Source organism: Frigidibacter sp. SD6-1 (assembly GCF_030143255.1).
Taxonomy (GTDB): Bacteria; Pseudomonadota; Alphaproteobacteria; order Rhodobacterales; family Rhodobacteraceae; genus TMP-24.
In genome coordinates this window covers 70,518-83,077 of record NZ_JARJNR010000003.1, presented here as the reverse complement: position 1 = coordinate 83,077, position 12,560 = coordinate 70,518, and the positions used below count along the sequence as shown (strand labels likewise).

Below are 12,560 nucleotides of genomic sequence, written 5' to 3'. Positions count from 1 at the left end.
CCGCTCACATGGTCACGCGCTGCACAAACCAGAAGGCCCCGACCGCTGCTATCACCAGCGAGCCGGGAATGACGATCCGCTGCCGGTACCAGTTCCTGCCGCCGAACCAGATGCCGACCAGCGCGAAACAGATCGCGATCACCGTCAGCTGGCCAAGTTCGACGCCGACATTGAAGCTGAGGAGCCCCAGCAGGAAATCATCCTTCGGGATGCCGAATTCCCGGAGGATCCCCGCGAACCCGAGCCCGTGCAGCAGACCGAAGGCGAAGACGACCATCGGCCGCCAGGGGCTGAGCGTCGGGCGCAGGATATTCTCGACCGCCACATAGACGATGGAGGCGGCGATCAGCGGCTCCACGATCGACGAGGGCAGGTTCACGATCCCCGCCGCCCCCAGCCCGAGCGTCAGCGTATGGGCCACGGTGAAGGAAGTGACCTGGGTCAGGATCGGCCGGACCCTGGTCGACAGAAGGAAGATGCCGACCACGAAGAGGATGTGATCAAGGCCCTTCGGCAGGATATGGGTGAAGCCGATGACGATGAAATCCTTCACCATGTTCAAAGCGCTGCGCGTCTTCACGTCGGCGATCACGATCGTCTCGCTCATCGCGCCCGAGGCGATCGTCTCGATATGTTCGGTGCGGGCCCGCGGCGCCGCGGTCCTGAGAAGGATCTTGCCGAACTCCGGCTTCCAGCCGAACGCGAAGGTCATCGAACCATCCGGCAGGTTGCCGCGGAAGTTGAATACGGTCTTGCGGACCTTCGACAGATCACCCACCTCGCGGAACTCGGTCGAGACCAGCTCGGGATGGTCGGGCCGACCGTCGATCAGGAAGTTCATCCCGCCGACGAACTCCGTCGCGATAGCCTCATAGGCCTTCTTCAGGTCCTCGGGCGGCAGCTCCCGCAGCCGGTTGTACTCAGCCGCCCTGGGCGAATCGTTTGTGTCCTTCACCTCGGGATCGACGCCCGCGAGGATCGCCTCGACATTCACCAGAAGCTCGACCGAATAGCTCCTGGCCGCCTCGTCGAAATAGACGACGGCGCCTGTGGCTTCGAACACATGGGCGCGGGCGGGCAGAGAGGTGAAGAGAATCGCGCAGGTGACAAGGAAAGCGGCCAGAACTCGACCGAGGACGCCGCCGGACCTGCGGTCTGGCATCGTGGCAATCATGATTTTCTCCTGTGGGAAAGGGGAGGCGAAATGCCGAGCAGCTCTGTCGAAAATGACACTCGTTGAAACCCGAACAACTCTTGCGATCCGCCGGACATGGGGCAATCCCACTTCGGTTTGATAGGCGCCCGTCAAAGCGGTGCGGCACTCCCGATCCGGTGGGCATTGGCCATCACCGGCAGGGTGATCGTCGTCGCCGGGATGGCGGGCAGGCAGGAGGCGTCGATCAGATGCAGGCGAGAAAGGCCGCAAGGCCTACCGAGCCTGTCGCTCTGCCCGGCCGCGGGGGTTGCCGCCATCGGCAGGGTCGCACCGGCGTGGAAGCTCGACCCTGGCGGATTGAGGCGCCGCGCCGCGCTGAGCGGTGCAAGGCCAAGCGCCCGGAAAGCGCCCGCGAAGCGGCGCGCGGCGGCATCGAAGGCCCGACCGGTCTCGGCCCGCTCCTCGGTTTCCGCCGCAAGGCGGCCGTCGCGGGCGAGCGTCAGCGAGACCCGCGCCGACAGGTCGGAATGCAGGAAGATCTGCGCCACGAGCAGCCGCCGCGCCAGCGCCCTGAGCGCCGGACCCGTGCCGGGCAGGCGACCATAGCGCGACAGAAGGTCGGCCTCGAAGAACTCGTTCCAGCTGTAGATCTGGGCATGGATCAGATGGCCGGAAACCTCGGGCGCGCGCAATTCGGCGAAAGCCTGCGGCAGCGTGTGGAACGGCCCGCGATCGGGGCGGCGCGGCGCGCGCCACAGATGCAGCATCGGCAGGAAGCCATGCGCGCTGTCGCGCAGCGTCAGCTGGCCAAGGCCCGGCATCGAGGCCAGCAGGATGCGCGCGCTTTCCAGAACACCGGCGCCGAGGAAAGCGCGCTCGCCGCGCACCGTCTCACCGCTTTCCAGCCGCAGCGAAATTTCGTCCGCTTCCTCTTCGAAGGCCACGACCCGTACACCGGGCCGATAGCTGAAGTTCGGATCGGCCTGTAGCGTCGGCAGATACTGACGCGCGCTCCATATCAGTTGCCAGGGGCAGCCGTGCAGGCATTGGCCGCACTGACGGCAACCCGGCGCTACCGCCTGCCGTGCCTGACCGATCGTGATCCCGGCCCGAGCGAGCCGGCCGCGCGCGCCCGCCACCATGGTCAGAAGGCGCTCGGCCTGCGGCGAGGGTGTCAGGGGCGTGCTGCCCGCCAGATCGAGCGCCGGAAAGACCGACGCCAGATCGTCGGCGCGCCCCGAGATGGGCACGAAATCGGCGACGGCGCGGTAGTGCGGCGCAAGGTCCGCCTCGGTGATCGGCCAGCCTGCCATGTCCGCCGCCGCATAGGGCAGGACCGCCGCGCCCCAGAGGTTCGACAACCCGCCCACGGCATGCGAGCCGCGCAGACGGAACCGGTCCGAGCCGCCCGCATAAGTCTCTTGCGCAGGTTCCATCGCGAAGTCCGAGCCGTAGCGGCGTATCTGCCCGCCCGCCGCCCTGAATTGCGGCGCCTGCCAGTCGGCGCGCTCCTCTGCCGCCCACAGACGCGGATCGCGCGCCGCCATCCGGTCGCGCGCGGCCGCGCGTTTGGGCTCCAGCTCCCGCCCGCCGTCGAGCATCAGGACCTGCCTCCCCCGCGCCAGAAGCGCCGTTGCGGCGGCGACGCCTGCAGGACCCGACCCGATGACCAGATCGACCATCCCGCTAGTCCCGGTGCAGGATCAGGACATAGCCGTCGCCCAGCGTGCCGGGCAGGGCAGCGCGCTCTGTCAGCTTGCGCGCCTCGAGGTCGGCCGCGATGGATGGATATTCGCGCAGGTTCCGCGCCGGGAAAGTCACCACGACGGTTAGCGGCCCGGGCTGATCTGCGGCGGCGCGATAGTCCGCGTCAGTCCAGATCGTGCCCCAGTCCGCACCGAAATAGCCGGTGAATATCTCGCCGGAATAGGAAATGGCGAATACCCTCTCGCCCGGCGCCCGCGCCAGTTCCACGGCGCCATAAGCCCCCGCGAGGTCCTGTTTCGGGGCGCTGTAATTGCGCGCGGCCAGCGGCGCGAGGACGGCGGCCATCGCAAGGATGGCCAGCGGAAAGAGCGCCGCGCCGAGGCGGGCGGGCAGCAGGGTCGCGATCCGCCCGCAGACTAAACCGACGCCCATCACCAGCAGGAACAGCAGGAACGGGATGTCGGTGAAGAAGAAGCGCGGCCATATGCGCATGCCGACGGCAAGAAGCAGCGCGATGGTCAGCAGGATATGCCCGATCGTGATCGGCGCGAAGAGGGGCGCGCGGCGGCGAAGCGCCAGCGCCCCGCACAGGACCAGCGCCGCCGCCAGCGCACCGACCAGCAAAGGCAGCGGTCCGGCCTGGCCGAGCCCGGTCCTCAGCCCTTCATAGATCGTCCAGAGCGGGTTCTGGTATTCCTGCATCGGATCGCCCGCCGAGGTCTTTGCCACGCCCGACACCTCTGCCAGAAGGCTCGGCACCACCGGCGCGTAAAGCGCCAGCGTCACAAGCCCCCCGAGGAGGAAACCGACGAGGGGCCCGGTCACCGTCGCGCGGTCGAGCGTTCCGGTTCGGGCGCGGGCGGCGATCAACGCCAGCCAGAGAAGGCCGAGCGTCACATAGAGGAAGGCGCCAGTCAGATGGGTGAAGATAGTCGCAGCAAGGCAGGCCGCGAAGAAAAGCCAGTCAGCCAGCCGCCCCGACCTCAGCCCGCGCAGGACGTAGAAAACCCCGAGCGTCGAGAAAAGCGCAAGGCCCGTGTAGCCCCGCGCGTTCGTGGAAAACCAAATGTGATGGTAGAAGAGCGCCATCAGAAGCGCCGTACCAAGCGCGGGCAGCCGCCCGCCCAAGTCCAGCGCCAGCCGCCACATCGCCCAGATGCCAAGAAGCCCGAAGATCAGCGCGGGCAGACGGATCGCCCAGGGTTGCTCGCCGAAAACACTCATCGACAGTTTCGCGGCAAGGTTATGCAGATAGTGATGGTTCATCGAATAGCTGGACAGCATCTCGCCCCAGCCCGATTTCAAATGGGTCTGGACCGTCACGATCTCGTCAAACCACAAAGGCCCGGTCATCACCGGCAGCCTGAGCGCCAGCGCCAGAAACAGGATCAGGCCAAGGGCCAGCCGGTCGGCACGGGTCGGGGTCATCACACGCCCCGCGCCGCGCGCTTTTCGGCAAGGATGTCGCCGATGATCTCGTCAAGGCCGCGCGTCGGGCGGAAGCCGATGGTGCGTTGGAGTTTCGTCACGTCCGGCAGGCGACGCTCCATATCCTCGAACCCTTCGGGATAGACCGTGTCATAGGGCACCAGCCGGATTTCCGACCGCGACCCGGCCTGGGCGATCACCCGTTCGGCCAACCCCTTGATCGACACTTCCTGATCGTTCGCGACATTGAACACCTGCCCGCGCGCCTCGGGCGCCGCCATCAGCCGCATCAGCGCCTCGACCACGTCGGCCACATGGCCGAAACAGCGGGTCTGCTCGCCCGTGCCGTGGACCATCAGCGGCCGCCCGTCCAGCGCCGCCTCGATGAAGTTGGGCACCACCATGCCATAGCGCCCGGTCTGACGCGGGCCGGTGGTGTTGAAAAAGCGCGGGATCACGACCGGCAGGCCTTCCTCGCGCGCATAGGCAAGGGCAAGGAATTCGTCGAGCGTCTTGGCGCAGGCATAGGACCAGCGCAGGTTCTTCGTGGCGCCGATGGTCAGATCGTCATCCTCGCTGAAGGGAAATTTCTTCGCCTTCCCGTAAACCTCGGAGGTCGAGGCCACGAAGGTGAGCGTCTTGCGGCGGAGCGCCGCCTTCAGCACCGTCTCGGTCCCGCCGACATTCGTCAGGATCGAGCGGGAAGGTTCATCCATGATCTTCTTCACGCCGACAGCGGCGGCGAGGTGAAAGATCACATCGACCCCGCCTGCGAGGTCGCCCACCATGTCGGCATCGAGGATCGTGCCTTCGACGAACCTCAGCGCGTTCGAGCCTTCAAGCGCGGCAAGATTCTCGCGCCGCCCGGTCGAAAGGTCGTCCAGCACCGTGACCTGATGGCCCTCGCGCACCAGCCGCTCGGCCAGATGGGAACCGATGAATCCGGCGCCGCCGGTAATGAGAATCTGCATGCCTGAAATGCGCCCCCGTGCCGCGCGCGGTAATCTGTCAACTATCGGCGCAGGTTAGCAGCAGCCGTTGGATCGCGCACGCGGGAAACGAGGACCTGTCGCGCATCGGGCGACAATCGTCATCGGCCCCTGATTTTGTCGCGGGGCGATGCCGTCGCGGGCCCAGCCCTCACGGGGCAGGAATTCCGCCATTTCTGACAGGTCGCGACTCTGCTATTGCTGGGTCGAGTGGGTGGGAAGGCGACGGATATTGGCGCGGGTTTCGCGACAGTTCGCCAAGGTTTTGCCATTGTATGAGGACGCGGGTCCAATGCGGTGCCCGCGTTTGACGGTCGGGTTCGGTGCGGGGAAGTCTTTCCAAATTGGATCATCGCCCAGTTTCGGGGTTTTCATGACGGCAGCTTTTTCGATGTATTCTTCGCTCAAGGACAAGATCGCGGCACGCGAGGCGCGGGTGACGACCGTTGGCCTCGGCTATGTCGGCCTGCCGCTGGCGCTGACGATCAGCGAATGCGGCTTTCCGGTCACCGGGTTCGACCTGAACGCGGCGCGTGTCGCGCAGATCAACGCGGGCGAGCGGGTGATCTCCTATTTTGCCGAGGACCGGATCGCCAGCGCGGTGAAGGGCGGGCGCTTCTCGGCCTGTTCGGACCCGGCGATCCTTGCTGCCGCCGATATCATCCTGATCTGCGTGCCGACGCCCCTGTCCGAGGCGCGCGAGCCGGACATGTCCTACGTCATCCGCGCCGCCGAAACCGTTTCCGCGCAACTGCGGCCCGGCCAGCTCGTGGTGCTCGAAAGCACCGTCTGGCCCGGTGCGACCGCGACCGTCGTCAAACCGATCCTGGAACGCAGCGGCTTCAGGGCCGGGCAGGATTTCTTCCTCGGCTTCTCGCCCGAACGCGAGGACCCCGGCAATGCGAAGTTCGACACCAAGTCGATCCCGAAGATCGTCGGCGCCGACGATGCGCAGTCGCGCGACCTGCTCGACCGGTTCTATTCGTCGGTCGTCACCCGCACCGTGCCCGTGTCGTCGCTCGCCACCGCCGAGGCGGTGAAGCTGGCAGAGAACAGCTTCCGCACGGTGAACATCGCACTCGTCAACGAGATGAAGGTGGCGATGGAGGCGATGGGCGTCGATGTCTGGGAAGTGGTGCAGGCGGCGGCGACCAAGCCCTTCGGCTACATGCCCTTCTACCCGGGCCCGGGGATCGGCGGCGACTGCATTCCGGTGTCGCCGGTCTATCTCAGCTGGCGGGCGCGCGATGTGGGGTCGGCGACGCCGATCATCGACCTCGCCCGCCGCAACAATGACGAGGCGCCCGACCTGATCGCGGGCCGCGTCGCGGTGGAGCTTGGCAAGCGCGGGCGCCCGGTTTCGGGCGCGCGGGTGCTGATCCTCGGCATCGCCTACAAGAAGAACGTCGAGGACACGCGCGAAAGCCCCGCGCTCGCCATTCTCGGGCGGCTCGAGGCGATGGGGGCGGCCTGCGACTATCACGACCCCTATTTCCCGATCATGCCGGTGACGCGCGATCACCCCGCTCTTGCCGGTCGCCGGTCGGTCGAACTGACGGAGGCGGCGGTGAAAGCCTATGATGCGGTGGTGGTGACGACTGATCACAGCGCCGTCGACTATGCGCTGGTCGCGCGGGCAGCGCGCCTTCTTCTGGACACGCGCAACGTCTTCTCGACCTCCGACGCGCCCGCCGTCGGCGGCGCGCTCGTCAAGATCTGAGCGGCACAGGGGCGAATCGATGCGCTGTTACCATATTGGAAACAACGATATTCAACTTATGCGTGTGCCGCCGGCGGAAGATCGCGCCGTTTGCGCGCCAGATGCGGAAGATGGATGCGGTTCCACCCGGATTGGTTCCGGAATCCGTCATGAAATGTGGCCAAAATGTGATCTCGCGTTTGGTGGCTGCAAGATGGCGTAGTATGATGGAACGGCGTGGGTGGTGCATTTGTTGAGACGTTTCTTGGACTTTTTAATTCTGGCATTTCGGAAGTGGTGGTGAGCAACATGAATGACGGCAAAACGAGCCCCGTCGTGGTCATCGGCGCGGGGCCTGCGGGCTTGACTGCGGCCTATGAACTGCAAAAGCGCAGCAAGCGCCATCGTCCGGTCGTGCTGGAAGCGTCCGACATGGTCGGCGGCATTTCCCGTACCGAATCCAACAACGGCTACCGGTTCGACATCGGCGGCCACCGCTTCTTCACCAAGGTGAAGGAAGTGGACGACATGTGGCACGAGGTGCTGAAGGACGATTTCATCACCGTCCCGCGCCTGAGCCGCATCTACTACCGCGAGAAATTCTTCGACTATCCGCTGAAACTTTTCAACGCGCTGACCAATATCGGTCCCTATGAAAGCATGCGGATCATGCTGTCTTATTTCAAATGGCAGGTCCGCCCCTTCCGCCGCGAGGAAAGCTTCGAGGAATGGGTGATCAACCGCTTTGGCGGGCGCCTCTACATGCATTTCTTCCGCAGCTACACCCAGAAGGTCTGGGGCATCGACCCGAAAGAGATCCGCGCCGACTGGGCCGCGCAGCGCATCAAGAACCTGTCGCTCTTCAAGGCGGTCTGGAATGCGATCTCGGGTTCGAACGATACAACCTCGCTGATCGAGGAATTCCAGTACCCCCGCCTCGGCCCCGGCATGATGTGGGAAAAATGCCGCGACATGGTGCGCGAGCAGGGCGGCGAGGTGCAGATGCAGTCGCCGGTCGTCCGGGTGAACCGCAAGGGCAACCGCGTGACCTCGGTCGATGTGAAGCACTGGTCCAAGGACGGCTCCGCCCCGGTCGAAGAGCGGATCGAGGGCGATCACTTCATCAACACGATGGCGCTGCGCGATCTGATCCTGTGCATGGATCCGCCGCCGCCGCCCGAAGTGGTCGAGGCCGCGAACAAACTGAAATACCGCGACTTCCTGATCGTGACGCTGGTTCTCGACCATGCCGACCCGTTCAAGGACAACTGGATTTACATCCACTCGCCCAAGGTGAAGGTCGGCCGCATCCAGAACTTCCGCGCCTGGTCGAAGGAGATGCTGCCCGACCAGAACACCGCCTCGATCGGCATGGAATATTTCTGCCAGGAAGGCGACGGCCTGTGGGAGATGAAGGACGAGGACCTGCGCGCGCTTGCGGCGGAGGAGCTGGAGCAGCTCGGTCTCGCGAAGGCCACCGACGTGATCGGCGCCGCGATCATCCGCCAGCCCAAGGCCTATCCGGTCTATGACGGCGAATACCGCGAGGCGCTCGACGTGCTGGAAGACTGGATCATGGGGCTCGAAAACTTCCAGACGGTCGGCCGCAACGGCCTTCACCGCTACAACAACCAGGACCATTCGATGCTGTCGGCCATGTATGCCGCGCGCAATATCCTCGGTGCCAAGCTTGACGTCTGGAATGTGAACGTGGAACGCTCCTACCACGAGGAATTCGAGATCAAGCGCGACGAAGAGACCGCGGGCGCGTCTGCCCCGGCAATCGCAGCGGAATAACAGAGGCGAGTCATGGCAGGACATCGCGGTACCGGCGGCAAGGCAGGGATCTATCTGTTCTGGGCGCTTCTCGCCGCCCCCGGCCTCTGGCTGACCTGGGAAAGGTTCGTCACCCACGGCAAGCACGCCTATGTGCCCTTGTCGGGCGAGATCGCGGCCGTCCTTCTGTTCGTCACGCTGATGGTGACGCCGCTCATGCTGCTTCTGGGGCCGCTGCCCTGGCTCAAGGCGCGGCGGCGCAACCTTGGCGTGGCAAGCTTTCTCTATACGCTGCTGCATCTGGTCTTCTGGCTGGTCAACGCCAATCTCGGCAGTCTGGCGCGCAGCTTCATTCGCCCCGAAATCGCCACCGGCTGGGTCGCGGGGGCGATCATGCTTGCGCTGGCCTGGACCTCGACCGATGCCGCCGTGCGGCGCATGGGGCCGGGCTGGAAGCGCCTGCAACGCTGGGTCTATCCTGCGGCGATCCTGACCTTCATCCACTGGGCCATGACCGACGGCCTCGCCCCGGCGCTGGTCTGGAGCCTGCCGCTGATCCTCCTGTCGCTCTGGCGCATCGCCCGCGCCCGGCGGCGCTACGGCGGCGCCTGACCTTCCGCGACGCGCGGAGAGATTGTGCTGGGGTCGCCCGCCCGCCCATGCTAGCCTCGCCGCAAAAGGGAGGATGCGATGGGTCTGAACTCTGTCATCGTGATGCTGATCGTCGGCGCGGTCGCGGGCTGGCTCGCGGGCCAGATCGTCAAGGGCTATGGCTTCGGCCTTGTCGGCAATATCGTCGTCGGCATCCTCGGCGCCTTCGTTGCGAGTTTCATCCTGCCGGCGATCGGCCTCGGGATGGGGGGCGGCATGGTGGCGGCGATTATCCATGCAACGATCGGCGCGGTGATCCTTCTGGTGCTTCTGCGGCTGGCGCGGACGGGCTGAACCGGACATATCGGGCAAGGCAGATACTCCGGCATGGCGAGGGAAAGCAGGCGTATCGTCGCCATCGGCGAATGTATGGTGGAATTCGCGCCAGCGGGTGACGCCGCCGGTGGCGGCCAGTTTCGTCAAGGCTTCGCGGGCGACACGTTCAACATGGCCTGGTATCTGCGCAGGCTGCTGCCCGCGGCCTGGCAGGTCGACTATCTGACCGCGCTTGGCGACGATCCTATGTCGGCACGGATGCGGGCCTTCATGACCGATGCCGGGATCGGCACCGATCATGTTGCCACGATAGCGGGGCGGGCGCCGGGCCTCTATGTCATCTCGCTCGACCGGGGCGAGCGCAGCTTTTCCTACTGGCGCGACCAGTCGGCGGCCCGCTTCCTGGCGGCGGACCGGGCGCGGCTCGATGACGCATTCGGCGGCGCTGAGGCGCTCGTCTTCTCCGGCATCACGCTGGCGATCCTGCCGGAGGCGGACCGGGAGATCCTGCTGTCGGCGCTCAGCGCCGCGCGGGCACGCGGCGCCCGGGTGATCTTCGACCCGAACCTCCGCCCGCGTCTCTGGCCCGATCGTCAGACGATGTGCTGCTGGATCAGCCGTGCGGCGGCGGGCGCGGATCTTGTCCTGCCCTCGTTCGAGGATGAAAGAGCGGCCTTCGGCGACGCAAGACCGGAGGCGACAGCGGCGCGCTATCTTCAGGGCGGCGCGCGCGAGGTGGTGGTCAAGAACGGCGCGGCGGAAATCTTCTGGCAAGGCGCCGAGGGTCGCGGACGATACCAGCCGCCGCCGGTCCGCGAACTGGTCGATACGACCGCCGCAGGCGACAGTTTCAACGCGGCCTACCTCGCCGCAACCCTTGTCGGCGCGGCGCCCGCTACGGCCATCACCAAAGCCGCGGCCGTTTCGGGGCGCGTCATCGGCCAGCGCGGCGCCCTCGTCGATATCTGAGGCGCACGCCGAAATCTTGCAAAGATTTCGGGCCGGACCCTTTGAAAGGGTCCGATCCGGATTTCGTATCGAAATCCGGACACTGGAGCGGGCAGTCTGGTATCAGCCTTCAAAACAGGCGGCGCGGCCATCGACGGCGATCGTCTCGGCACCCTGCACGATCTGCGCGGCGCGGCGTTTGATATAGCCCGAGTTCTTCGCCGGGTTCCGGCCCTTGGGATCGGGCAGAACCGCCGCAAGGCGCGCGGCTTGTTGCGGGGTCAGGTCCGCCGCGCCGACGCCGAAGTAATGCCGCGCGGCGGCATCGACGCCGAAGAGGCCGGGACCGGTCTCGGCCACGTTCAGATAGACCTCAAGGATGCGTCGCTTGGTCCACACAAGCTCCACCACCGGCGTCATGATGCCCTCGAGCGCCTTGCGGAGCCAGGATCGCCCCTGCCAGAGGAAGACATTCTTGGTGACCTGCTGCGATATGGTCGAGGCGCCCCGCCCCTCGCCCTCCTCGATCGCGGCGCGGATCGCTTTGACGTCGAAGCCCCAATGCTGGCAGAAGTTCGCATCTTCCGCCGCCACGAAGGCGCGCGCCACCACCGGCGGCATGTCACCGATCGCGACCCAGGTCCGCTCGATCCCGCCCAGTCGGAACCGTTCGGCGGTTATGTAAGGGGTCAGGCGCGGGTTCACGAAGGCGTAGATCACGACAAGCGCAAGGAACGCGCCCGTCGCATAGAGAAGCCCGCGCGCAAGAAGCCGCGCGGTCATGCGCGCCAGCTCGCCCCAGGTCGGAATGTCCGCCTGCGGAGCGGGGCGCTTCGCTTGCCGCGAGGCGGTTTTGGGTTTTTTCGCGCGCTCGGCCATGGCCTCATAGATACGCGCGCGTCGCCACGGTCAAGTCCGCCGTCGGACCGCGGTGCGAGAGCGTTGCAGGACGGGTGCGTGCCGCGGCGGCACCACCGGTCGCGCAGCGCGCGGGCGGTCGGCGGCAGGCAGCGACAGCAGTTCGGGGAAAACCGCCCTGATCTCGGCCGCGAGCGCGGGATCACGCTCGATCGCCCGGGCCGAGGGCAAGAGGCTTTCGACCGGCGCGCCTTCCGCGCGAATGATTTCGTGCCGATCGAACAGCAGATGGACATAGACCAGCTCGCGGCAGGGGGCGCGCGTCACATCGACACCGTTCACCAGATGCAGCGCGGCGGCCAGCACTTCGTCGGCACCGAAATGCAGGTCTGCCCGCCAGCCGCGCTGCAGGACGCGGTGCTGCGGCGAGAGATAGAGTGGGCGCGCATTGTCCAGGGTACCTGCCGCGAAACGGACCGGTGCGAGCGGACCGACCCCCCTCACCTTCTCGCGCCCCGCCCAGCGCAGCGGTTGAGGACCGTGATCGAGCGTTTCGACCAGATCGCCGGGTCGCAGCGTCTCGACCGCGACCTCGCCGCCAGGCACCGCGATCCGGGTGCCGATGACAAGACAGGCGGGCCCAAGCTCGGTGGCCAGCGTCGGCCCCTGCGTGTTGACGAAGGTCGAGCTGACGAACGTGCCGTTCATCAGCACCTGCCCGTCAGTGGGCGTGAAAACGACGCCGCCGCCCTGCAGTTCGAAGGTTGTCCCGGTATAGGTAACGTTGCCGACGCCCGGTACGTTCACCGTGATCGTGTCGCCCGGCCAGGACCGTCGGATGTCAGCGCCGTTCACGCTGTCATTGTTGAACCGGTCGAAATCGCCATCGTCATTCTGGTCGGTGATCGTCAGCAAGCTGAAGGTGATCGGCGTGCCCACGGCGGGCGGCACCGACGCATCTATTGCAAAGAACTGATCGGTATAGCTTGTCGCCATCCGTCACCCCGGCCTCCCCCTTCCGTCCTAGGTCGGACGGGCGGCCATTGTCACGCAAAAATCGCCCTCCCGGCCG

11 protein-coding genes are annotated in these 12,560 nt (G+C 66.0%); 5 read left to right on the top strand and 6 right to left on the bottom strand.

Annotation, left to right across the window (positions count from 1 at the left end; all coding sequences use genetic code 11):
* Nucleotides 1-4: 4 nt before the first annotated feature.
* The 4 genes from P0645_RS06805 to P0645_RS06790 form a co-directional block, all read right to left on the bottom strand.
* Complete coding sequence (locus P0645_RS06805) at nt 5-1,174, bottom strand: HupE/UreJ family protein (protein ID WP_284163826.1); 1,170 nt, start codon at nt 1,172-1,174, stop codon at nt 5-7.
* A gap of 131 nt (nt 1,175-1,305) precedes the next feature.
* Nucleotides 1,306-2,838 (bottom strand): GMC family oxidoreductase, encoded by a 1,533-nt coding sequence (locus P0645_RS06800; protein ID WP_284163825.1) that lies wholly within the window; start codon nt 2,836-2,838, stop codon nt 1,306-1,308.
* Between the two features lie 4 nt (nt 2,839-2,842).
* Nucleotides 2,843-4,291 carry a glycosyltransferase family 39 protein gene (locus P0645_RS06795; RefSeq protein WP_284163824.1) on the bottom strand — a complete coding sequence of 483 codons (1,449 nt, stop codon included), beginning with the start codon at nt 4,289-4,291 and terminating at the stop codon, nt 2,843-2,845.
* Nucleotides 4,291-5,262 carry an NAD-dependent epimerase/dehydratase family protein gene (locus P0645_RS06790; RefSeq protein ID WP_284163823.1) on the bottom strand — a complete coding sequence of 324 codons (972 nt, stop codon included), beginning with the start codon at nt 5,260-5,262 and terminating at the stop codon, nt 4,291-4,293. The genes P0645_RS06795 and P0645_RS06790 overlap by 1 nt, the downstream gene beginning before the upstream one ends.
* A gap of 391 nt (nt 5,263-5,653) precedes the next feature.
* Between P0645_RS06790 and P0645_RS06785 the strand changes: the two genes are divergently transcribed.
* The 5 genes from P0645_RS06785 to P0645_RS06765 all read left to right on the top strand — a co-directional run bounded on the left by P0645_RS06785 (nt 5,654) and on the right by P0645_RS06765 (nt 10,651).
* Nucleotides 5,654-7,000, top strand: a complete 1,347-nt coding sequence (locus P0645_RS06785) for a nucleotide sugar dehydrogenase (RefSeq protein ID WP_284163822.1) — start codon at nt 5,654-5,656, stop codon at nt 6,998-7,000.
* Nucleotides 7,001-7,288: 288 nt separating this feature from the next.
* Nucleotides 7,289-8,776: an NAD(P)/FAD-dependent oxidoreductase gene (locus P0645_RS06780; protein ID WP_284164114.1), complete on the top strand. Its 1,488-nt coding sequence runs from the start codon at nt 7,289-7,291 to the stop codon at nt 8,774-8,776.
* A 12-nt stretch (nt 8,777-8,788) separates the two neighbouring features.
* Nucleotides 8,789-9,367, top strand: coding sequence for a ferric reductase-like transmembrane domain-containing protein (locus P0645_RS06775; protein WP_284163821.1), 579 nt, complete (start codon nt 8,789-8,791; stop codon nt 9,365-9,367).
* Nucleotides 9,368-9,445: 78 nt separating this feature from the next.
* A complete protein-coding gene (locus P0645_RS06770; RefSeq protein ID WP_284163820.1) occupies nt 9,446-9,700 on the top strand; it encodes a GlsB/YeaQ/YmgE family stress response membrane protein in 255 nt (84 codons plus the stop codon).
* Nucleotides 9,701-9,733: 33 nt separating this feature from the next.
* Nucleotides 9,734-10,651, top strand: a complete 918-nt coding sequence (locus tag P0645_RS06765) for a sugar kinase (RefSeq protein WP_284163819.1) — start codon at nt 9,734-9,736, stop codon at nt 10,649-10,651.
* A gap of 102 nt (nt 10,652-10,753) precedes the next feature.
* On the opposite strand, the gene mtgA is transcribed toward P0645_RS06765, so the two are convergent.
* Nucleotides 10,754-11,509: a monofunctional biosynthetic peptidoglycan transglycosylase gene (gene mtgA, locus P0645_RS06760; protein ID WP_284163818.1), complete on the bottom strand. Its 756-nt coding sequence runs from the start codon at nt 11,507-11,509 to the stop codon at nt 10,754-10,756.
* Nucleotides 11,510-11,539: 30 nt separating this feature from the next.
* Complete coding sequence (locus P0645_RS06755; RefSeq protein WP_284163817.1) at nt 11,540-12,484, bottom strand: Hint domain-containing protein; 945 nt, start codon at nt 12,482-12,484, stop codon at nt 11,540-11,542.
* Between the last annotated feature and the right edge of the window lie 76 nt (nt 12,485-12,560).